This is a genomic window from Bacteroides salyersiae, from assembly GCF_031172035.1.
GTDB classification, from domain to species: Bacteria; Bacteroidota; Bacteroidia; order Bacteroidales; family Bacteroidaceae; genus Bacteroides; species Bacteroides salyersiae.
Genome location: NZ_CP133452.1, coordinates 4620881 through 4644059 on the forward strand (window position 1 = coordinate 4620881; position 23179 = coordinate 4644059).

Genomic DNA, 23179 nt, shown 5'->3' on the forward strand with positions numbered 1-23179 from the left:
GGCCTGCCGGCCGGTTTCAAGGTTCTCCCAAATATTCAAAAATGAGCCGTACCTGCCGGCGAGTGTACGAATGGTCTCCCTTCCCCTCTCCCCCTTCGTACATATGGGCATGGAGCTCTTTATTACGGCGTATCCAGCTACGCAGTTTACACATGGCATATCCCGCAGGGAGATTAGGGCTATACAACCGGGCAAGGTCAGCTTTCAGATAGGCCTTGATAACAAACTTTTCTTCATCTACAATCATACTGTTTCCGATATTGGTTTCACTACTCAAATATAATAAAAACCGGAGAAAGAGGCAATTTGTAGGACAACATAATACAAAGGGAATCAAAGTATTTACCATCGAGACCAATCTGCATAAAAGTACGTTGCAGCAGTCGGAAGCCGACCACTATCTTTGTCACATCGGAAAGAAGGAAAGCGCTACTTCCGGAAGAAAAGAGATCGTTTTTTTATTCATTTAAATTTATTTTGTTATGGGAGTACCATTTAAAAAAATTCCAAGAAAAGACCCGCGAAAAGCAGATTCAGTGGAAAAGTTCTATCCACAGTTGGTGACCTTAGGACCCAATGCAGATTTGGAAAGTATTGCTTATATGATGAAAGAGAAGAGTTCGCTCACCTTGGGAGACATACAGAGCGTACTGACGAATTTTGTAGAAGCCATGCGAAGCACGCTCTACGGCGGGCAATCGGTCAATATCAAGAATTTCGGCGTATTCAGTCTCTCAGCCCGCACCATGGGCGTGGAAAAGGCGGAAGACTGCACGGCAAAAAACATTAAAGCCGTAAAAATAAACTTCCGGCCGTCCACCAATATCCGCCCGGATATCACTACCACACGTGCCGGAGAGAAAATCGACTTCTACGATCTGGAAACTTTGCTGAAAAAGAAAGAAGAAGAGGAAGGAGGAGGAGAAGGGGAAGATCCGGCGGCATGATGGTTTTAGTTGAAAGGTGAAAGGTGAAAGGTGAAAGTTGAAAGTTGGGAGATGGGAAATGGGAGATGCTAGGTGAAAATTGGGAGGTAAAAATTGAGAATTAAAAATTGGGGAAAGGAAGTGTAAAGTATGAAGAAGTCTCTTTGGGATAAAATCCTGAAAATCGTGATAGCAGTGGCATCAGCCGTGTTAGGAGCATTGGGAGCCAATGCAATGAGTATCTAATGGCAGGCACTATACCTGTTTTGTGAGAAATCAGTGGAATACGGGATCCGGTAATGGGTCTCGTATTCTTTTATTATTACTTTTTATTTTCCAATGTATGATAATTACAAGTATGGGTACAATGCTGAATGAGGATTTGCCACCTATTTCATATTCTGTCCGCTTTCCACTCTCAATACGAAAAACTTTTGTAACTTTGTAACTGTTAGTGTAACAAAGAGTGATAGGATATGAAAATTCAAGCAAGTATAACGATTCCCTATGCCGTGGCCAATTATGCCGAAATGCGTGACCGTGGTTTTTATTATGTGGATAAGACGGATTACATTCCACGTCTCGAGGCCTATAAAGCCCCCGTGTTCCTGCGTCCCCGCCGTTTCGGGAAAAGTCTGCTGGTATCCACCTTGGCACATTATTATGACCGCACGTTGGCCCACCGGTTTGAGGATCTCTTTGGAGGAACATACATCGGAAGCCATCCTACACCGGAGCACAACCGTTATATGATCATTCGCTATGACTTCTCGGCAATGGTGATGGCGGATAATATGGAAGGGTTGGAACAGAACTTTAACGACTTGAATTGCAGCCCGGTGGAAATTATGGTGATACACAACCGGGATCTCTTCGGCGATTTTAAATTCACAACCCGCGGCAATGCTTCGAAAATGCTCGAGGAAGCTTTGGCATATGCCCGCGCCCATGACCTCCCTCCGGTTTACATCCTGATAGACGAATACGACAACTTCACCAACCAGTTGCTGACCTCTTACAATGACCCGCTCTACGAGAAAGTAACCACTGCCGACAGCTTCCTGCGCACCTTCTTCAAGGTAATCAAAAAAGGTATCGGCGAAGGCAGTATCCGCACCTGCTTCTGTACCGGTGTGCTGCCCGTGACGATGGACGACCTGACCAGCGGATATAATATTGCCGAGATATTGACACTACATCCTGATTTTATCAATATGTTGGGCTTTACCCATGCCGAAGCGGATACTTATCTGCGCTACGTGCTCGACAAGTACACCGGAAGCCAGGAACGCTACGACGAAATATGGCAGCTCATCGTCAACAACTACGACGGCTACCGTTTCAGCCCCAAGGGGGAAAAACTGTTCAATGCAACGATACTGACCTATTTTCTGAAAAACTTTGCTACCCGTCACGGTGAAGTTCCCGAAGAGATGATAGACGAGAACCTGCGTACCGACATCGGCTGGCTGCGACGGCTCACCCTCTCGCTGGAAAACTCGAAGGCCATGCTGGATGCATTAGTGATAGACAACGGACTGGCTTACAACGTAGCCGATCTTTCCAGCAAATTCAATAAGCAGAAGTTCTTCGACAAGAATTTCTACCCCGTCAGCCTTTTCTATTTAGGCATGACGACCCTGCAGAACAACTTCCGGATGGCACTCCCCAACCTGACCATGCGCAGCATCTATATGGACTACTACAACGTGTTGAACCGTATAGACGGCGGCGCCAACCGGTATGTCCCTACTTACGAACGCTTCGTCGACGAACGTGATTTTGAATCGCTTGTCCGGAATTATTTCGAGCAATACCTCGGCCAGTTCCCTGCGCAGGTATTCGACAAGATCAATGAAAACTTCATCCGTTGCTCTTTCTTCGAGTTGGTATCCCGTTACCTGAGCAGTTGCTATACCTTTGCCATCGAACAGAACAATTCGGAAGGACGCGCCGACTTCGAAATGACTGGCATACCGGGTACGGATTATTACACGGACGACCGTCTGGTGGAGTTCAAATATTACAAGGCCAAAGAGGCGGAAAAGATGTTAGGACTGGATGCGCCCCTGCCCGAACATGTGGAACAGGTGCATCGCTATGCCGAAGACACACTGCGGCATTTCCCCAACTACAAGGTGCGGACGTATGTGGTTTACATCTGTGCCAACCGGGGATGGAAATGCTGGGAGGTATAAAAAAGAAGTTGCCACATGATCGAAACCGGAAAGTACCCCTATAAAATCATACGCCACACAAAATATAAATTGCTGTTGCAGCAGATTGATACTCCCATTATTATGGTTTCAGCAGATTGATCGGAGCCACATACACTCCATCCTCTCTCTGATAAGCTCCTCCCACGGCCGTCAATACCATTAGGAACGAAGGAGCCATCTCATCGCTCTTTTCCTCAATTTTAGCCTTCAGTAGTTTCAGCGAATTAGCACCAGCCTCAACCAGTTCATCACCTCCCAACTTAATTTCGATAGCCCCCCATCGCCCATCATCCAGATGCACTACAGCATCACACTCCAGTCCGGCATTATCTCTATAATGTAGCACCTCACCACCCAGAGTGCCCGCATACACCTTCAAGTCACGAACAGCCATATCCTCAAAGAACAAGCCGAAACTTTCCAGATCCCGATGCAAATCTTCCGGCATCACTCCTAAAACTCCAATGATTTTCAATAGTAAATTCCCATAATTTTCAATACCGTAATCAAAATAAAAACAGTTTTATTGTTTTATCGAATCAAAAATGTCAGAAAACATATCATTACCGACCATGTACCTCCACTTCACCCCCATAGCATAAATATACCCATCAATTTACTTTCAACCATAAAAAATATTCAGCCGTAAAAGAAACAGCCATCCTTGACAATGTGAGAAATGGATATAAAAAAGCGGGAGAACCACCGTGTATTCTCCCGCTTTAACCGCATAATTGATTGTATACCTTGATCGTATCGTATTATCAGCAACTTACATCCGAATCACTTCCAGATAATCCAGATTACAATCGTTAGCATCTTCCCTACCATGAGACATATTAGAGTCAAAACCCTTGCCCTCCGGATTGAGCCTTAAACTGACCGTGTGACGTCCCGCCTTCATATTCTTCCACAAATAATTGGAACGCATCCACTTATTCCAGTCTCCCGTAGCTTCGAGAATAAATGTACCGGCATCAACATTGTCGATAAATACCGAACGAATCGTACAGTAGGTGCCATCGGGCCCATGACCGTTTGCACCGGAAAGCACGAGCGCATAATCACCATCAACAGGCACATCGACGGTAAAGGTCACATCGGCCGGTTTTGCATACAAATCAACTATAAATCCCCGGCCGGAATATCCGGAATGAGCCTGACTGAATGTCCCTTTCGACACGGCATCTTCCGCTTCGAACACTTTGCGCCAGTCTGTCTTTATCACCGGATTGGAACAATCGGACTTGAATCCCCGGCTATCCATCGAATATACAGAATAGAACCCGGCAGGCTCCCGGCTCAAATCGTAAGGAAACGTAATCTCCTTATCCTCTCTCTCCCGGCTACACAGAAAATAGCGCAACCCCGGCTCTACGGAACAATTAATCACCTGTCCCTCCTGAATGAGCACCGGCTCTACCGGCGACCAGTCCTTACGCGGTCCCGGCTGAACAAGATTCATTTTCTCTCCGGCAGGCACTGTTGTCATCACAATGTCAATCGTGTAATCTCCCTGAGCCGTTGCAGGAAACAGATAAGACAAGCTCTGTTCCTCCCCGTTCACGAGAAGACGTTTCACGGTATTTCCCTTTCCGGTGACATTCAAGTTCAACACGGCATCCCGGTAACGGAAATTCTCCAATGAGATCTTCCCATCTACCAGATCCGGTATCACAGGAGTGAAAGTGATCCCCTCCTCGCTCATCGTCATCCCGAACAGTACACGATATACCATACTGATATAAGATGCCACAGACCATAACTGGCGGGAAGAGTTCAACGCCGTACCGCGATCGTAGCCCGTGTCATAAGTCATATTTTCTTTGTGAGTCAGAAACAGTGCTCCGGCACGCATCAGCGATTTCATCATATGTTCCACCACTTGCACGTTTTTCGCATCACGGGCAGCATACATATAAGGAGTTTCCCAAACCGGCCATACGCTTTTGTTATGATAAGAAAAATCATCCGGGATGCTGGGATACAGCACGGCTGCCCCATAAGGATAAACCGGAAAATTTTCCACCATCTTCGCACTCTGTTCCGGGGTGGCTATACCCAACACGGCTGCCAGTCCATTCGACATCACCCCCACTCTTTGAGCAGGCCGGTATCCCAAATACTCCGGATAGAGATAACAGGTATAGCACCCCTGTTTCTCGTCCCAAAAACGCTTATTGATATTCTCTTTCAGTAAATCGGCATATTGATCCCACACGGCAATCTCTTCCGCCGGCTTTCCGGTGATCCGTCCGGCAGCCCCGAGAAACTGATAGAGGAACTTGTGCAGTGCATTGGTGCCACTGGAAAAAGAATCGGCAATAACGGAATTGATAAACCAATTGGGATAGGTATGGGTACGCCAGTCCATCGAGCAGGTTTCTCCCTTAAACAACCCGGCATTCGCATCAAACGCCACATGGATATCTTTCTGTGCCGTATACTTCAACCCATCGTACACCGATTCCAGCCAACTCTTATCGCCCGTGTACAGATAATATTCCCAAGCCGCCATTGCCCAGACAACGCGGTCGGTAGAGATGGGCCAGGAACCGCCGCTACCGGTATCCTGCAAGGCTTCTTTCGGATTCTGCAAGGTTTGTTTTTCCAATGTCTTGCGCGAAACCTCCGGCAATATCCAGGCATAAGAGAAATAAATGCTGTACACCGCGTCACGCGTCCATGTATCGGGCCACAACGCACCTGCCATGAAGGTACTGTCCGTACGGATGTCGAGCAGCATCTCTTCCAATGCCATGTTGTAAAGGGCTGCCAGCAAGCGGTTGTTTTCGGCCGTGAAACGGGGAAATGCAGAAATATCCTTTTGCAGTTTCCAGCGATCCTTGCCGTGATAGTCCGATTCGATTTCGGTATCGGAAACGGCAACCGCCTCTCTTGTGCCGAGGAAAGAGGCATCGGTCACCTTGTCCGGAGTCAGCACGAAAGAGAGTTCCGTACCGGTTTCCCGCACGATGTTCCAATGCGAACGATAGTCCTTCACACGGTCGGAATCATCCATGACTATTCCGTCTGCCCGCCGCGCTAAATGGCGTTCCGTCTCCGCCGCCCCGTTTTCGAGCGTATACCAGCCGCAATTCTTCTGGGTGACAAAATCAAAACCGCCATACTTCCATTTCATATTCTCTGTCTCTTGACCTCCCGGAGCAGCACAAACCGCCCCTTTGCCGTCGAGTTGCAGATAGTTTCCGCTTTTCTTGTTCTTGATCAGAAACTCCTCACCGGAAGTACTTTCAATGATCCAGAGGTATTCATCTCCGGAAGGCTCGGCAGCAAAACAGAAGCTCCCCTGCTTCTCTCCCAAATACTCGCCACTTTCACGATTCTGCAAACTCCACTCGGAATAGACCTTATCGCTCCGGCACGACACCAGAAACAACAGTGCAAACAAGCTACAATATAGGTATAACTTCATATGGAAGAATTATTTTATAATTAATTTCTTGGTAACGACCTGATCATCGGATTCGATGCGAACCACATAATGCCCGCTATTCCAGCCGGCCACCCGGATGTTGGCAGTACGTTCCGCAACCATCGACTCAACCGGCTGCCCCATCATGTTGTAAACAATAATACGGACATTGGCAGAACCGGTTTCCACCGTAAACGAAGCATCTTTCCCTACAACGGACGGATATACGGATACGGTCTCCTGACGGTTGTTTCCGGATAATCCCGTACCACCTTTGCTCAGTTTCACACCACGCACACAAGTCGGTTTGAGTCCGGAAGGCATATAGAACGTTTTATCGAAAGATCCCCTCCCGCTTTTGCTGTATCCGTTGTTCTCAGGTTTGGTAGCCGGATCACGCAGGTTGACACTCACTTCTTCATCGTTTACCGAACAAATGGCCATATCGTCGTAACCGTCGCCATTAAAATCCAGCAACAAAGGAATATCGTTTTTGGTACCGAACTGCATATTCGCAATATCCTGATTGGCAAAATCGGGAGTCTTATATTCCGTAGTGGAAGGGGTGAAAGAGCATAACCAATTTCCCCTATCGTATAAAACCACATCCGCCTGCCCGTCGTTATTCATATCCCCGGCCAGCAGATAATCATTGTCTGAAATGCCGAAAGCAAGGTTCACATCCGGAGCCATCGCCATAAAATGCATCAGCCACCAAAGCCCGTATTCATTATCGCGCCGGATAGCGACATCTCCTACACCGTCACCGTTGAAATCTGCCGAGAGCGCCTTATCGCCTACCGCCATACCGTAAACCACATCCTGCGGGTCGATAAAATTATTATTCCCGTCGTTATAGTAAAATCTCCAATGGATGAGCTGGTCTGCCGCGCAGGAACGGTCTACTTCGCACAAGTCAAAATAACCGTCACCATTGGCATCATACACAAACACTTCGGCTATCGGCACGTCTTTGGTCTGTGTGGGAACTGTAAGGTCTATCTTTCCGTCCAAATCGAAATCGAACTGATAACCGGCCTCGTAAGACCAATATACAATGCCGTCGGACTTCTGGGCATAAGTGAAAACCGCCATTGTACAGGCTAAAACTGCAAGTACTAAATTTTTCATAACTATTAAATTTTAATTATACAATAATTTGTTTAATTTCAGCATTGGATAATGCTGAGCAAAAATTAAAAAGCTCTAAATCATGTTTGTTTGATTTACCGGAATACCACCGAAGCGTATAGCCGGTGATACCCCTCTTGTTCCACATCGCTGATCGTCAGCAGATAGGCCCCCTGCGACAACGGAGGAATGCTACAGGAGAGCACTCCGTTGCCAAAACGGAGCCTGTCTTCATAACAGATACGTCCTCCCATATCCGCCAACCGGATCTCGCACAGACGCTCCTGCCCCGTTCCTCCGGATATAATCATCCGGGAACCTCCGTCATCGAAACAGACGCTTATCTCCTCTTTTTTTTTTGAAGATTCGATTCCCGTATATTTGTCCGACATGAAAATCAGATTGTCATAATCGGCACTGTTCCTGTCTACCGGCCCCATAAAGACCGATACCACGATGGCATCCGCCCAATCTTCTCCCCACAGGCCGGTAATATCTTCCCGGAGATCCCGCTCATATTCCACCCATTCGTCTACCTTGGGCTTCACGGGAGTCAGCGTAAGATAAGCCAATCCCGGCTGGGAATACCCCACGCGATAGAACAGGTCTTTCGTTTCCCATACGGGAGAACTGTCGGACGGCTTTATCAGACGGAAACCGAACCAGCAAGCCGTGGTGTTATGGGAACGGACAGCTATCTTAAACCGGTTGAAACGATCGAGCGGTACACGGATCGCACCGTCCGAAGTGGTGGTAAACCGGATCATTCCCGGAGTAACCTGCAATGCTTTCTCTCCGGCAAATGCATCTGTCACTGTCTGGATCTGAGACACGTTACCGTTATAGTCGTTGGAGACGATAAGCGGTTCCTGATCGTCGAGAATGGTAATCGCAGCAGTCTCTTCGGAGCGCAAAGTCTCTCCGCCGGCATCGTAACGGAAGGGGAATAGATCGAATGCGACACTTTTCTCCGCAGGTGCTTCGGGCATTCCGACCGTGCTGTTGAGATGCAGCACCAAGGTGGCAAAAGTACCGAGTGAAGACAACGACACTTTTACCTTATCGCCTTCTCTGGTATAATCTACCTTCCGGCTGCCTTCCAAAGTAACGCAATAAAGATCTGCCGGCACTGCATCTTCCGGTAAGGTGAAAGAGAGACCGGTCGCCTTTGCCGCAGGCGCCGTATTCACCACATCCCAACGCAAATCTACCGAGCTGCCGTAGTTCACCAGATCGACAATCAGAGCATCCGCCCGGCCAGTCCGTTTATCCCAACGTCTTTTCAGTTTGGCATAGATGCCGTCGGCATTATCCAGAACCAAATCCGACTGATTGTAATCGGCAATGACGTAAGCGCGGTTGGAATAATACAGATAGGCTCCGTAGGCTTCCGTAAACTTATTCCAACGGGCGATCTGTTCGAGCACTTCCAACGGATAGTTCACAGCATGGAAAGGAACCGGATCGGTAAAGCTCGCTACTCCGTCCACCACTTGCGCAGCAGGATAACCGCCGGCCGAGAGACAGGTTGCAAATTGATAATCGATATTTTGTTTCGGCCAGCCGGTCGTCAGGTTCATCTCTGCAGGCGGATAGAAATTGGCGAAAACCGGCTTATCGGGGTAACGCGATTTTGCTTCATAAATGTCACGGTAAAGATCGGTGTATTTGGTTCCCGTGCCAAAAGGCCAGAGTTCCATAAACTGATGGTTGGCTACCGCTCCCGTCGTGTAATGCGGGATATTCCCGTTTGTAGACGGTAGTTGCAATGCCGTAGTAGTGACGTCCGCACGCTGTTCCTTCACTGCCAGATCCAGGCGTTTGACCAACGGAGCCATCTCCGACGAGAAATTACAGGCAGCCTCCGTTCCGTCACAGACATAGCTATCGGGCAGGCCGTACCAATCCCAACGGTATCCGTCCCAATTATACTCTTTCTGAGCCGTCACCGCCTGATGCACAAAATAGTCGTTGAAGTTTTTATACGTCTCTCCGCCGATGGTATACGGGGCATCCACCGATTCGTTGGTAGACATGAGGTAGAGATAAGAACCGCCATAAGTGATAAAGCTACGGTCGCCCGCATTGCGCATGGCCCAATCGGGACAGGTATGGGCAAAAGCCGGAGTTGCGGCATAGATGCCGGTATAGCAGACCGAACGTCCACCGATGCTGCGGAATTTCTCTATCTTCTTTTTCATCATGGCCTTGCTCGTCCAAAGACGGTCGTCACCGACGTATGTATTCCAGGTTTCCGTCTGAGGGGCTACCTCCTCATGGGCTCTCATCCAGGGATGATATTCCAGCGTATTGATTCCTGCGGCTTCCAGATTGCGCGCCCACTTATCCACATCCAGCGAATTGTCGAAGATACAAGTCCATCCGTGCCGGAGATTCACCTCTTTCCCCGTCTCTTCAAGGGTAGCCAAAGGCAGGACGGCAGGGCGGGACTGATCCGCATCCGCAGACATAACGGCAAGTACCCCCGTCAACGGCACTGTCACGGTGCAGTCCACCGTCCCGTAACCATTGGAATCAGCATAGTGTTCGTATTGCAGCTTGTCTGCCGACCAATAATTGATGAGTATCTGTCCGGTCGAAGCACGGTAGAGTGCCATATCGGTATAGCCGTCTCCATTGAAATCTCCGGTAAAGGGAACATCTTCCGCCGTCCCGAACACCACCCCGTTGATGGCAAGGGGCATATCGAACTCGGGATATCCGGTAAGAGACGAAAACGCTACATACCAAGTCGACGTAGAGGGACGGTAAACGGCAAGGTCATCTATTCCGTCACCGTTAAAATCACCGGACAAAGGGATGTCTCCGGGCAGTCCGAACTGACCTCTGGCATCGATGTTCCCCTCACAAGGGGAAAAATCGATGTACCAGGTTGCCAGTCCTCCGGCTCCTGAACGCATCACGGCGATATCGGTCTTTCCGTCACCGTTAAAGTCGCCCGTCACATACTTGTCCGTAGCACTGATGCCAAAGCCGACCGGAGTGCTTGTTATCCAATCCTTTTTACCATTATTTATTTTCCATACCCATTTTATCATTTCGCCGGTAGTCTCCACCTCGCAGATATCCACCCGTCCGTCTCCGTCATAATCGCCCACGCAAGCTCCTCCTGTGAAAACGGCATCCAACGTTTGAGAAATAACAGACTGGTTACCGATGTCGAAATTCCATCCCGCCTGCGTTCTGTAAATCAAATCGTCGTGAGCACCGGCCCCTACAGCCAGGGAGAAAGAGACAACGGACAAGAGAATTTTCTTTTTCATATTCTTTTTCATATTCCTTTTCATCTTCTTTTTCATATCGGGTTAATAGCTGGGGTTATTAGGTCTCAAATTTGGGTTTGCATCGATATCGTCCATAGGAACAGGCAATAACAGATGCTTGGGAGTTGTGAAATTTGTTTTACCTATACTGTGGAAGAATTTCTTGGCGTACTCCCCATTCTCATCGTAACGGATCAAGTCGAACCAACGGTGTCCGCCCTCGAAAGCCAACTCCATACGGCGTTCATGACGGATAATCTCCCGTAATTCCGCCTGGTCTTCAGTCGTTACCTCAGGCAATCCGGCCCTGACACGAACGCGATTCAACGGCCCGCCCTCCTCATAGGATGCGGCAGGAGCACAAGCCTCCGACGTACGCCCCTTTTCATTCAAAGCCTCGGCATACATCAGCAATACATCCGCATAACGCAATATGGGGAAATTCAACGGGCTATCCATAGCGCGATCCTGTCCTATATCCTCACAGAGGAATTTCTTTACGTTGTGTCCGGTCTGAGAAACCGACGGATCATAAGCCCAGCCTTTGTACTGGTCGCCCTGACACCACACGGAAACGGATTTCCGCAAATCTCCCGCTTCATAAGAATTCACAAATTCCGGATATACGGCAAACCAGCCGAAGTTACCCCATCTGCCACCAATCGCTATCGGGGCCAAAGGAGCCATATAGTCATTGTGCCACCCGCCCTGTCCGAGGATGTCAAACTCGGAATACGTGGTCACATCTTTCTCATACTGTACTTCGAACAGGCTCTCGGGGCCATTCTCACGCAGGTAGTCGAAATTCCAATCGTATTTTCTGTTCAAGGTATATATATTCAGCGCATCCAGTTCCTCAATAGTAGAAATGACATCATCGTATTTCTTCAAGGTGAGATATACCTTGGCCAGCAGTCCTAAGGAAGCGCCTTTGGTGGCACGGCCTATATCGGAAGAAAGTTCGTATTGCGCCGGCAACATGGAAGCAGCATCTTTCAAATCCTGTATTATCAGTTCGTAAACCTCTTCTTTTGGAGACCGGGATACCTGCAGATCGTCGCCTGCTGTCTGCTGGGTCTTGATCAGAGGAACATCACCAAACAAACGTACCAGATTAAAGTAATACAAGGCACGCAGGAAATGGGCTTCCCCCTTATACTGGACAATCTTTTCCGGACTTACCCGGGCCGCATCATCGATGTTGTTCAAAATCCAGTTTGTCCGGCTGATTCCGGCCCAGGGTCCCCGCCATAATTCCTTTGCACCGGAATTATCACTGGTAGTTATAAAATTGGCAAGCTGTGTTGTTTCCAGCCCGTTGCCGCCCGCTTCATTGCCCACACTCCCCTCGCCGGCCACAATATCGAGTGTCCACATACGGAGATTGTACATATACGAACTCTGCAAGCGCTGATACATGGAGTTCACTCCACTCTCGATCTCTTCGGCCGTACCTTTTTCAAAGAAATTATCGGTAATAATCTGGTCATTAGGCAATATCTCCAACTTATTCATACAACTCTGGTTACAGAGCGACAGTCCTAAAAAGGCGAATATATAAATATACTTTTTCATGGCTTTATGTTATTAGAATTTAACGGATACACCGAACATATAGGTACGCGCGGACGGATAGACACCGTAATCCAATCCGCTCAATCCGGCTTCGGGATCCAGCCCCGAATAGTTGGTTATGGTACAGAGATTATCTAAACTGACGTAAAGGCGCAACGCTTTCATCTTTGCCTTGCGAATCCACTTTTCCGGCAGTGTATATCCGAATGTCAGATTCTTGAGCTTCGCATAGGCACCGTCTTCCAGCCAACGGGTAGAGGCACGCGAATTGTTGTTCGGATCGGCATAAATGGCACGGGGCATCGAGTAGCTGCTCCCCTCGCCTGTCCATCTTTCCAGAGTAGTTGCCAACTGGTTGTACGTACTGTTCATACTCTCATGACTGGCCCGCACGCCATTCCACACCTGGTTTCCTAAAGCGCCTTGAAAGAAAATGCTTAAATCAAAATTCTTATAGCTGAATGTGTTGTTGAAACCGAAAATACAATCGGGAGAAGGATTACCGATAACGGTACGGTCCAGATCGTTTATTTCACCGTTCCCGTCTACATCGACAAACCACATATCACCGGGAGAGGTGTTTTTATAAGGATTGTGAGAGGCTTTATCCGGAGCACGGTTTTCCATGACAGGGCCGGTGAACACTTCATCGAGTGTCTGATAGATTCCGCCCAACTCGTATCCGTAGAAAGAATTGATGGGCTGGCCTTCACGGATCAGGCTCACACCGTTCAGTATCTCCGGGCCACCGATCGAAACCACTTCATTGTGATTGAAACTCATATTCAGACTGGTTTCCCACTTAAATTCTCCTACAAAGTTCTTAGTGTTGACGGTGAATTCGAAACCACGGTTCAGTACTTTACCGATGTTTACCGGTGGCCAGTCCGCCTGTTCCAAAGAAGTGCCGCTTGTCTGCGGAACCGGTTTCTTGGTAAGCATGTCCCGGGTATTCTTCACATAGAAATCAAGATTGGCGACAATACGGTTTTGCAGAAAACCAATGTCGAGACCTACATTATATTGTTCCACCGATTCCCACTTCACTGATGGATTGGACAAGAGGTAAGGATAAATCAGATTCACTAAATTGGACTCGAAACCCCGTTGCGAACCGAAATTATAAACACCGTTCACACTCAGTTTATCGGCAAAGGCGTATGCACCGATATTCTGATTACCCGTTTGTCCGTAACCGGCTCTGAGTTTCAGTAAAGAGACGGGCTTGACGGACTGCATAAATGCTTCATTGCCGATATTCCAGGCAGCAGCAAAAGAGGGGAAGTAACCGAAGCGGTTATCCTTACCGAACTTCGACGAACCGTCTGCACGGAAAGTAGCTGTCAGCAGGTAACGGTCATCATATGAATAATGCAGACGGGCCATGTACGACATCAATGCCCAACGGTATGAATTGCCTCCTACATCGGTAGCCTTGGTCGCATTGTCCAGTTCGGTAGTCAGTTCGCTGGCACGTCCGGAACCGGCAGCCGATACGGACTCTTTCTTGTATTCCTGATAAGAAGTACCTATCATGGCATTGATGCGGTGCTTTCCGAAAGCCTTGTCATAATTCAATGTATTGTCCCACAGATACAACTGCTCATAAGCGGAAGTGACCGTCTGCATGGTATTTTTCGATTCATTCATCCCCCATTTGTATTTGGGAATGTACGAATTGTTATAATCGTATCCCAACTCGGCTCCCCCTGTCGTCTTGAATTTCAGTCCCTTTATGATTTCCCACTCTAAAGAGATGTTAGACAGCATACGGAATCCCTTCATCCGGTAGTTTTGTTCATTGATGATGGCTACCGGGTTCAATGCGTTTCCATTCCACTCCGCATTGCCCGTAGGCCCGGCATATTCTCCGTTGTCATCATAAATAGGAATGGAAGGCAATATGCGCATTGCATTCTGGATAACCGTACTTACGGGCTGGGTACGGCGATTCTCCGCACTCAGGTTTACATTCGCCCTTACGGTGATGTTCGATGCCAGTTTGGAGGAGATGTTCGATTGCAGGCTCAGACGGTTGTAAGACGAATTCTTCATGATGCCGTCCTGAGTATAATATCCCAAAGAGGTGGCATGGCTTATCTTCTGATTGCCACCCAGCATGGATAGATTGACTTTCTGCATCGGCGCAGTGCGGAAGATGGCATCCATCCAGTCGGTACCTGCTCCCAACGACTCCGGATCGGCAAAAGCCGGATTCAAAGAGTATTCCGGGCCGGCATTGGTACGCATCTCATTGTGTAAAGCCGCGTATTGCGACGCATCCAGCATCTTGTATGTTTTGGCCGAATGCTGTATGCCGTAGCTGTAATCAAAATTGATTTCCGTATGTCCCTCCTGTGCCTGTTTGGTGGTGACCATCACTACTCCGTTGGCTCCCCGCGAACCGTAAATAGCCGTAGCCGAAGCATCTTTCAAGACATCGATGGATTCTACATCGTTCGGATTCAAGTACCACATGCCGCCGCTTACAGGCACCCCATCGATCACATACAAAGGAGACGCGTCGTTGATGGTACCCACACCACGTATCAGAATGGATACATCACCGCCCGGCGTACCGGAATTCTGCACGACCTGTACCCCCGACATCTTTCCGGCAATGGCCTGCATCACATTGGAAGTGGCATTCTTGGTGATCTCTCCCGAACGGACGGAAGAGACAGCACCCGTAACGTCTTTCTTACGCATCGTGCCATAACCCACTACCACCACTTCATCCAGTGCCGCCACATCTTCCTGCAATACCACTTCGACAAAGGCCCTTCCGGATACGTTTACTTCCGTAGTGACATAGCCTATATAAGAAATAACTAAAACAGGCTGCCTTCCGGTGACATTCAGTGTAAAGTTTCCGTTCAAATCGGTTATGGTAGCATTATTGGTACCTTTCTGAGAGATATTGGCAGCAATGACAGGCAGGCCGTCCGGGCCCTTTATAATACCTTTTACGGTCTGTTGCTGCTGTGTCACGTTCGAAATACCGGTTTCACTGCCCGCATCGGAATGTGCGGTAACACCGGCGAAAAGGGTGATCGGAGAGATAAGAAACATCGCAGTCCCTATAAGCAAAGTGTGCTTCATGCGACTCTTACATTGATACTCTGTTTTCATATTCATTGTGTTTTCATTTATTATAATCTATAATTATATCCCGGTAAAAAAAAGAAGGTCGGCCAGCATCAAATGACGAATGTAAAAGTACGGAGAAGTGTTATACCTTCTTTCCACCATTTTAGCTGATAATTATGATATTTTACCATAATAGTCTTATTATTGACCGAATATTGATATGATTCCAATATTCCGGGCATTTTTTCCCTATTTCAAGAAACGTGGTTTGCCCCCCTTGCGCCAATATTCCTCAATCTTTTCCAAAGAGACTCCTTTGGTTTCGGGCACATAGAAGTATCCCCATATCAAGGCTGCCAGAGCTACCACGGCATAAAACCAGAAAGCACCGGCAGGATTCCCCAAGTTCTCACCTTCTGCATAAATCTCCGTACCGCTTATCGTGAAAGCATGTACGATCTTGAAGAAAGTAAACGAAACGATGCTATTGAAAAACCACACGGACAAGGAACCGATGGATGAGCCCAATCCCCTGAGTTTCTGGGGAAATACTTCGGAGATGATAAGCCACCCCAACGGGCCGATGCTGATAGCGAAAAAGGCAACATAGAAAAAGACCAACAGGACGGACAACCATTTGCCGGCATCGCCCAACGAAGCGGAGAAGGCAAAGCAAATGCCCAACAGAATCAGCGAAACCGTGATCCCGGTCAGACCGGTGAAATAGAGTTTGCGCCTTCCAAGCCTGTCTACAAAATACACCGATACGATCGTGAACAGCAGGTTGACCGCCCCTACGCCCACCGAGGCCCATATAGCGGAAACCGTACCGTCGAACCCGGCCATAAGGAATATCTTGGGACTGTAATAGATCACGGTATTGATGCCTACAAACTGTTGGAAAAACATAATTCCGATGCAGATGATCACGGCATTGCGCAGCCAGGGCTTGAACAGTTCGCGATAACCGGACTTCTCCTCACGACTCTTGGCCACTTCTTTCCGGATCGCTTCAAAAGCATCGTTTCTGGATTCCGGACTCTCTATACGCGAAAGCACGGCCAGTCCTTCCTGCTCTCTCCCGCGACCGATTAACCAACGTGGCGTCTCGGGCATACACAGCATACCCACAAATAATACGATAGCGGGAATCACGCCTACATAAAACATCGGCCGCCAGCAGTCTATCCGGCTTTCATCGGCAAAAAAGAGATCGGAAAGATAAGATACCAAAACACCGATAGTAACCATCAACTGGAACATCGACACCAAAGCTCCGCGTTTTTTTGCCGGAGAGATTTCCGCAATATAAAGCGGTACGGCAAAAGAAGAGACACCGATAGCCACTCCTAAAAACAAACGGGAAGCAATGAGGTGATACACATCGGGCGCAAATCCGGACCACAACGCACCGATGGCAAAAACCACGGCCGATGCCAAAATCACCTTTCTACGGCCGAGCGTATCCGTCACTTTCCCGCAAAAGAGCGCTCCCAAGATAGCACCGCACAACCCGGAAGCCGTAATAATTTCAATCATACCGTTATCGATTCCGAAGTCTTTCTGAAAGAAAGGGATAGCCCCCGATATGACTCCGGTATCAAACCCGAACAACAGTCCGCCCGTAGCGGCAACGACTGCAATCACATAAATAAGCTTGCTATTATACTCTGTTTTCATGGTATTTATTTTTAAATTTAAGTTGCTAAGTGATCAAGTAGTGAGTAGTTGAGTAGTCAAGTAGTAAGTAGTTAAGTAGTTAAGTAGTAAGTAGTTGAGTAGATAAAGTAGTAAGGACGGATAGTTCACGTCACCGGTATCCCAACTTGAATAATTAAGGATCAACAGTCAAGCAATAAACTGTCAAAAAAATACATCAGACACGACATTTCTACTTAACTACTTACTACTTAACTACTTGACTACTAAACTACTTGACTACTAAGCTACTTGACTACTAAATCACTTGACTACTAAACAACCACTTAACATTTTGGCTACTACATATAAATTATTCAAGCTAAGGTTGATAATTCTCCCATACCTCCTTTTTCAGTTCCGGGCGGGGAACATATAAGAAAGTATCCGGATTTTTTTCAAAAGTCGTATAGATGGCTTCCCCCTTTACGATGCCGAGGGCGGAGTAATCGGCAGGAGTTTTGCAGATCAGTTCCGATTTCTCATAAAGCGGATTGGCTTGCCACTCTATTTTATTCTTATCATTAAAGACAGGAAACCAAGCGATGCCTTTATGCCTGCGAACGCCCTCGTACTCAAAACCGTAGTCGCGGTCACACCAGGCACCGAATGTCAACGGTTCGTCCGGATTGGCGCTGATAGTGGCATGCGCCCAGTATGGGGGGACAATCACAACGTCACCGGGACGGGCATAAACGGCAAAACAACGCCCGGGGTTATCCTCGGCAAACTCCTGCATATAGATAATCGCTTCGCCCGACCAGATTTCATAAACCTCCGGAGTAGACCATTGGCTGAATTTGGAAACCCAGTGAATATGTCCCTGGCTACGTATGGGTTCCCGTCCTAATTTTCCGGCGGCATAAGTCACCACCCCATAGAGAAGGTGCATCTCTTTCAGAAGCGGTTCATGGATTTTCTTTCCGACATCCATGGCAATGGCATACACTACTTCGGGACCGTCACAATCGGGATCGGATAAACTCTTGCGGATATCTTTCAGCAAGCGGTTCTCTACCGGAGGGCCAAAAACATCGGGACCATAAACGAACCCCATGGGATTCGTTGTGGGTTCTATATCAAAACCTGGATTAAATTTCATACTCAAAATCGAATTAAGGATTGTGTTTAACAAAAGCTTTAATAGTAGCGCACTGCTTACCTTCGGATTCTCCACAAGGGCGGATCGTATATTCTTTCACCGATTCCGGCACGATAAACGTCTCGGCATAATGAACAACAAATGGCTCGAACCCTCCTGTCGGACTTTCCACAATGGCCTCTCTCCCTTCAACCAGATTGAGAACATTCACACTGCCGTCCGTCCGGTGCAATACGGGAGCGGTAAACCAATGACGGCGGGTTTCGATGAACTCGTTTTCGTGCAAACCGGTACGTTCTTCCCTCCAGCCTTCGCCCTCGGCCACCGGCTCTATACGATTGAAAATCTCTTTTCTGACCCAAGACTCCGTACGGTTCCATTGAATGACTTCCTGCCCGTGCTTTATATTGATGGGGCGCGGACGGCCATCCAGCCCGAGACGTCCCCAATCCCAAAGCTTGAAAGTGAAGATATAAGGAGTCGCACTGATTTCAAGCACCATACCGTTTGTTCCGGAACAATGTATCGTGCCGGCAGGTATCAGCAAATGGTCGTGCTTCTTAACGGGATAGCGGCCCACATATTTCTCCGCATCGAAGCAACCGCTTTCCTGTGCTTCATTAAGGGCATCAATCATCTCTTCCGGTTCGATCCCCTCTTTCACCCCCAAATACACGGTAGCATCTTCTGCCGCATCCAACATATAATAGCTTTCGTCCTGCGTGTAGTGCATACCGAACTTTTCCTGTATATATTGTGTCAGAGGATGTACTTGCAGACTCAGATTTCCTCCCTCCATCGTATCGAGAAAGTCGAAACGGATCGGAAACTCGTCACCGAAACGGCCATATACCGGATTGCCTAATAAACGTGCCGGATAAGCAAAAACAAGATCGATAGAAGGTAATTCGAAACGTACGTCTCCAAAACCGAGATAAAGACTGTTTTCCTCGGGGACACAATCGAAACACCAGGCAAAATTAGGCACCTCCCGGTCGAGGTCACATACCTCTTTCATCCATTGTCCGCCCCAAGGTCCCGGATCGAAAAAAGGAACGACCCGGAAGGGGGTACGGGAGGCCTTTTCCAGTCCGGCTTCTATTGCCTTTGCAGTCGCCATCTTTGGATTGCCGGCGGTATTCGTATCGAGTACATAATCCCACTTCTTCATCAGTTTCTTCTTGAAGCGGTCACAAATACGCCAGTCTACAAAAAAGGCACGCTTGTATTGCAATGAAGCACGTTCTTCCCTATTGCTGATGCCGACATTCGATACCTCGTTGCGACGGAAACGCATCTGTATCTCCCAACGGGCCATATCGGCATACACCAGTAAATCATACGAAGGCTGTACGTAAGCCGCACCGACCCCATAAACAAAAACAATGCCTTCGGTAACGGCAGCAATCTCCGAACGGATACCCGGCAATTTATCTCCGTCGAAATAACAGTCCATGTTCTGACGGGTCATATAACCGAAAATCTCGTCTTCCGTGATGTCCTGCTTCAAGATGGCATCTATCTGTTCCGGAGACTTCATGGCATCCGCCGAAAAGAACCAACGGGAAGCCGGGAAAGCAGACTGCAAAGCCGTAACCACCTCTTCATCCGATACTCCCTGGTAACATTCCAGCACCACGACCTTTACTTTCTTTCCGATCTGCGACAGGTCTTTCTCCAGACGATCGGAAATAGCTCTCCAACCCACCCGGCACTCTTCCTCCATACCCGGCACGTTCACCACCGGATACTTATCATAATTAGATTTCTCATTAAAATATCTGTTCATAGCATTTTTCTTTTTTTATTGTTGACAACGTACACGAAATTCCCAAAAGAGCGGCATTATCCCCCAATAAGGAGGCTCTGATCTCTACTTCATTTTCCGGCGACCAAACCAGACGGTCGATCCGTTCTTTCAGATAAGGCAATATGATATCCGCACTACGCATAATCCCGCCGCCTATCACGATGATCTCCGGATCATAAGCATGGATGTAATTGATAATGGCCGCCGCCCATACATCCATGCAATCCTGACATAAAAGAGTAGCTTCCGGCTCTCCCTGTCTCATTAAACCGAACAGGGTTTTAAAGTCGTAAGAAGAAGCTTTCGCCTTATACTCATTGCTGATCTTGGAATGGGTACGGATAATCTCCGGCAGGAAAAAGGAAGAAGCCATTGCTTCCACACACCCGATGTTTCCACAAGTACAACGCCGTCCACGATAGTCCACGACGATGTGTCCGCCCAACGACCCTGCCTGATAATGAGTTCCTTTTATAATCCGTCCATCCAGTACGACCCCGGTACCGATTCCCGTACCAATGGTCATCATTACCATGTTCCTGCTATTTCTTCCGGCACCGAAACACCACTCTCCGGCAAGTGCCAGGCGGGCGTCATTATCGATAATGAAAAGAGTTTCCCAATTCCTGTAAACCCACGAAGCCAGATCTATGTCACAGGCATCATCGTATTTATCATTGGTGGAAGTCACCCTTTTCTCCTTCGGATTGACCATACCGGGAAAGGCCAGCCCTATGCCGGAAAGTTCTTCTTTCGATACCCTCCATTTTCCCAACAACCGGTCTATTACCGTCTTCATAACAGGAAGATTGTCGGCCAGACTCCCTGCTTTGGCGGGAAACGAGTTGAATTCAAGGATTTCCGCTCCTTTCACCAAACCGATCTTGATAATGGTACCTCCTAAATCTATTGCTATACAATACATTGCCGGTCAGATTAAATGAGGGACACCATTCACTTCCATCAATCTGGCAGAGAATCCGTTTTCTGCAATCTCGGCATAATTATGCCCGGCGTCCGAAGGCCAGCAGGCAGCAAATGAGAAAAGGGAGCTTCCCGTATTTGCCATCCGATGGGCTACTCCTCCCGGAATGTAATGCAAACTGCCGGGAAATACATGTTCGGCCCACACATTACGCTGCCCGTCCATCAGAATCAGCATACCTTCGCCCTCCAGTCCCCAGTAGAATTCCGCACGGTCGACGTTGGCATGATAATGTCCTTTCGTCATCATGTACTCATTGCCGACTTTCCCCGGATACAGATAGGTAATGCCGAAGTACAATCCGCCCGGAGTTCCTTCTTTTTCGGGTAAAAAACTGCTGACTTCATAGGCAAGCTGATTCTGGGGCATTCGTTCGAAAGCTTCCGCATCGGCAAAGATGCCTTTCAAGTCAGATAAATTCCGGGAGATTTTGAGGACATCGCGTCCCACCAGATTCTTATCGGTAAAGAACAGTTCCGGAAAGACAATTTTGTTATTTTCCATAATCACCTATATTTTAAGATTCCACATATAATTCGATGGGAACAAAGGTAGGCCATAGCCATAGGCGGTCTGTCTCCTATCTTCCCCGATAATTATGTTATCTTATCATTTATACAGGTATATGGATTTTAATTGATAATATTCCAGAATATAGCCTGAATAATTCACACTCAGTAGTCAAGTAGTAAGTAGTCAAGTAGTTAAGTAGAAATGACTTGTCTGATGTATTCTACTTAACTACCTACTACTTAACTACTTACTACTTGACTACTGAGTGTGAATAATGTAGGATAAAGGGCTTTTAAATCGCTTTTTTATTTTTCACACCATACTGTTTTTGGTATTCGGTAGGCAACATATGGACGCTCTTTTTGAATTGCTCGATAAAGTTGGACAGGTTATTGAATCCCACTTCCATGCTTACGGTGGATATCTTCATTTTTCCTTCAATCAAGAGCCGCTTGGCATGTCCGATACGCATATCGTTCAGATATTGTACGAAGGTCTTCTTGGTCCGCTCCTTGAAATAGCGGCAAAAGGCAGTAGGGGTAAGACCTACCAAGCCGGCTACCTCTTCCAGTTTAATCGGTTGGTTAAAGTTCTTCACCAGATATTGATATATCTTATTGAAACGTTCAAAGTCGGAAGAATTGACGGACTGGGTGAAACCTACACTGGCGAGAAGTTCATATTCTTCCGTATTAGCCATCATTTCGAGCAAAGTGATCAGATTGGTAACCCGTACCGCCCCATTCGAATTGAAAGTGCTGCGGATAAAGTCCGCAATACGGTCACGGGCGGTTCCGGTGAATTTTATCCCCCGCCGGGAACGTTCTATCAAATTACGGATATTCATGAATTCGGGCAAATTAATCATGACCCCCTCAAACAGCTCTTTACGGAAATACACACACAGGCATACGGAACGCAATCCGGTTCCTTCTCCGAAAAACTCTTTGTCATTCCTCCATTCATGGGGCAACTGAGGTCCGATGATACAGACATCGCCCACTTCATAATTTTCGATATGATCACCTACAAAGCGGGTACCGCTTCCCTGCTCTATACACATGATCTCTATTTCGGGATGATAATGCCACGGAACAATGAAATAAGGCAGATCTTCCCTGTAAAAGTTGATGTAGTGTTCCACAGAAAACGGGAGTTCCTGATAAAGTGGTTTCATAGTGATATCGAGTTGAACTATTATGTAATTTGAGATTGTAGCGGGAGCAAATATATACGATTAATATCAAAAGTACAAATAAAAAGTGTACACTCTTTATTATAAGAATGTACACTTCAGTTCTTAAGTAGTCAAGTAGTAAGTAGTTAAGTAGTAAGTAGTCAAGTAGTAAGTAGTAAGTAGTCAAGTAGTAAGTAGTCAAGTAGTAAGTAGTAAGTAGTAAGTAGTCAAGT

At 47.5% G+C, this 23179-nt stretch carries 16 protein-coding genes; 3 read left to right on the forward strand and 13 right to left on the reverse strand.

Translation table 11 applies throughout. The features are described 5' to 3' along the window. Positions 1–16: 16 nt before the first annotated feature. The gene (locus tag RB604_RS17690) at positions 17–247 is read right to left on the reverse strand and encodes a DUF4248 domain-containing protein (protein WP_005930767.1); all 231 of its coding nucleotides are present in this window, start codon (positions 245–247) and stop codon (positions 17–19) included. Positions 248–482: 235 nt separating this feature from the next. Here RB604_RS17690 and RB604_RS17695 point away from each other — a divergent pair, with 235 nt between their 5' ends. The 3 genes from RB604_RS17695 to RB604_RS17705 all read left to right on the forward strand — a co-directional run bounded on the left by RB604_RS17695 (position 483) and on the right by RB604_RS17705 (position 3124). Next, positions 483–947 carry an HU family DNA-binding protein gene (locus RB604_RS17695; protein WP_055294077.1) on the forward strand — a complete coding sequence of 155 codons (465 nt, stop codon included), beginning with the start codon at positions 483–485 and terminating at the stop codon, positions 945–947. Between the two features lie 129 nt (positions 948–1076). Next, positions 1077–1172: a smalltalk protein gene (locus RB604_RS17700; protein WP_005930760.1), complete on the forward strand. Its 96-nt coding sequence runs from the start codon at positions 1077–1079 to the stop codon at positions 1170–1172. Between the two features lie 230 nt (positions 1173–1402). Next, positions 1403–3124: a PD-(D/E)XK nuclease domain-containing ATP-binding protein gene (locus tag RB604_RS17705; protein ID WP_055294079.1), complete on the forward strand. Its 1722-nt coding sequence runs from the start codon at positions 1403–1405 to the stop codon at positions 3122–3124. A 100-nt stretch (positions 3125–3224) separates the two neighbouring features. On the opposite strand, the gene RB604_RS17710 is transcribed toward RB604_RS17705, so the two are convergent. The 12 genes from RB604_RS17710 to RB604_RS17765 form a co-directional block, all read right to left on the reverse strand. After that, positions 3225–3620 (reverse strand): DUF4143 domain-containing protein, encoded by a 396-nt coding sequence (locus tag RB604_RS17710; RefSeq protein WP_224203222.1) that lies wholly within the window; start codon positions 3618–3620, stop codon positions 3225–3227. 297 nt (positions 3621–3917) lie between these two features. Next, complete coding sequence (locus RB604_RS17715; protein ID WP_055294081.1) at positions 3918–6581, reverse strand: carbohydrate-binding protein; 2664 nt, start codon at positions 6579–6581, stop codon at positions 3918–3920. A gap of 9 nt (positions 6582–6590) precedes the next feature. Next, complete coding sequence (locus RB604_RS17720; protein WP_055294083.1) at positions 6591–7712, reverse strand: T9SS type A sorting domain-containing protein; 1122 nt, start codon at positions 7710–7712, stop codon at positions 6591–6593. 95 nt (positions 7713–7807) lie between these two features. Beyond that, positions 7808–10996, reverse strand: coding sequence for an FG-GAP-like repeat-containing protein (locus tag RB604_RS17725; RefSeq protein ID WP_229103600.1), 3189 nt, complete (start codon positions 10994–10996; stop codon positions 7808–7810). A 42-nt stretch (positions 10997–11038) separates the two neighbouring features. Continuing rightward, positions 11039–12571: a RagB/SusD family nutrient uptake outer membrane protein gene (locus RB604_RS17730; protein WP_055294086.1), complete on the reverse strand. Its 1533-nt coding sequence runs from the start codon at positions 12569–12571 to the stop codon at positions 11039–11041. A gap of 12 nt (positions 12572–12583) precedes the next feature. Next, on the reverse strand, positions 12584–15703 hold the full coding sequence (locus RB604_RS17735; protein ID WP_224203226.1) for a SusC/RagA family TonB-linked outer membrane protein: 3120 nt from the start codon (positions 15701–15703) through the stop codon (positions 12584–12586). A 207-nt stretch (positions 15704–15910) separates the two neighbouring features. Further along, positions 15911–17341, reverse strand: coding sequence for a sugar porter family MFS transporter (locus RB604_RS17740; RefSeq protein ID WP_007481891.1), 1431 nt, complete (start codon positions 17339–17341; stop codon positions 15911–15913). Between the two features lie 340 nt (positions 17342–17681). Beyond that, the gene (locus RB604_RS17745) at positions 17682–18461 is read right to left on the reverse strand and encodes a glucose-6-phosphate isomerase family protein (RefSeq protein WP_005930712.1); all 780 of its coding nucleotides are present in this window, start codon (positions 18459–18461) and stop codon (positions 17682–17684) included. Positions 18462–18474: 13 nt separating this feature from the next. Continuing rightward, positions 18475–20250 (reverse strand): class I mannose-6-phosphate isomerase, encoded by a 1776-nt coding sequence (locus RB604_RS17750; RefSeq protein WP_055294088.1) that lies wholly within the window; start codon positions 20248–20250, stop codon positions 18475–18477. Then, on the reverse strand, positions 20234–21196 hold the full coding sequence (locus tag RB604_RS17755) for an ROK family protein (RefSeq protein WP_021935536.1): 963 nt from the start codon (positions 21194–21196) through the stop codon (positions 20234–20236). The genes RB604_RS17750 and RB604_RS17755 overlap by 17 nt, the downstream gene beginning before the upstream one ends. Positions 21197–21202: 6 nt before the next feature. Beyond that, entirely contained in the window at positions 21203–21760 is a 558-nt protein-coding gene (locus RB604_RS17760; RefSeq protein WP_005930707.1) for a glucose-6-phosphate isomerase family protein, read from the reverse strand. Positions 21761–22061: 301 nt separating this feature from the next. Next, on the reverse strand, positions 22062–22946 hold the full coding sequence (locus RB604_RS17765; protein WP_005930706.1) for an AraC family transcriptional regulator: 885 nt from the start codon (positions 22944–22946) through the stop codon (positions 22062–22064). Between the last annotated feature and the right edge of the window lie 233 nt (positions 22947–23179).

Bases quoted from the DNA above. Each gene is read 5' to 3' on its own strand.
- RB604_RS17765 (WP_005930706.1), bottom strand. From the start codon at position 22,946: ATGAAACCACTTTATCAGGAACTCCCGTTTTCTGTGGAACACTACATC.
- RB604_RS17730 (WP_055294086.1), bottom strand. From the start codon at position 12,571: ATGAAAAAGTATATTTATATATTCGCCTTTTTAGGACTGTCGCTCTGT.
- RB604_RS17745 (WP_005930712.1), bottom strand. From the start codon at position 18,461: ATGAAATTTAATCCAGGTTTTGATATAGAACCCACAACGAATCCCATG.
- RB604_RS17725 (WP_229103600.1), bottom strand. From the start codon at position 10,996: ATGAAAAAGAAAATTCTCTTGTCCGTTGTCTCTTTCTCCCTGGCTGTA.
- RB604_RS17740 (WP_007481891.1), bottom strand. From the start codon at position 17,341: ATGAAAACAGAGTATAATAGCAAGCTTATTTATGTGATTGCAGTCGTT.
- RB604_RS17760 (WP_005930707.1), bottom strand. From the start codon at position 21,760: ATGGAAAATAACAAAATTGTCTTTCCGGAACTGTTCTTTACCGATAAG.
- RB604_RS17700 (WP_005930760.1), top strand. From the start codon at position 1,077: ATGAAGAAGTCTCTTTGGGATAAAATCCTGAAAATCGTGATAGCAGTG.
- RB604_RS17695 (WP_055294077.1), top strand. From the start codon at position 483: ATGGGAGTACCATTTAAAAAAATTCCAAGAAAAGACCCGCGAAAAGCA.
- RB604_RS17720 (WP_055294083.1), bottom strand. From the start codon at position 7,712: ATGAAAAATTTAGTACTTGCAGTTTTAGCCTGTACAATGGCGGTTTTC.
- RB604_RS17690 (WP_005930767.1), bottom strand. From the start codon at position 247: ATGATTGTAGATGAAGAAAAGTTTGTTATCAAGGCCTATCTGAAAGCT.
- RB604_RS17750 (WP_055294088.1), bottom strand. From the start codon at position 20,250: ATGAACAGATATTTTAATGAGAAATCTAATTATGATAAGTATCCGGTG.
- RB604_RS17705 (WP_055294079.1), top strand. From the start codon at position 1,403: ATGAAAATTCAAGCAAGTATAACGATTCCCTATGCCGTGGCCAATTAT.
- RB604_RS17715 (WP_055294081.1), bottom strand. From the start codon at position 6,581: ATGAAGTTATACCTATATTGTAGCTTGTTTGCACTGTTGTTTCTGGTG.
- RB604_RS17735 (WP_224203226.1), bottom strand. From the start codon at position 15,703: ATGAAAACAGAGTATCAATGTAAGAGTCGCATGAAGCACACTTTGCTT.
- RB604_RS17755 (WP_021935536.1), bottom strand. From the start codon at position 21,196: ATGTATTGTATAGCAATAGATTTAGGAGGTACCATTATCAAGATCGGT.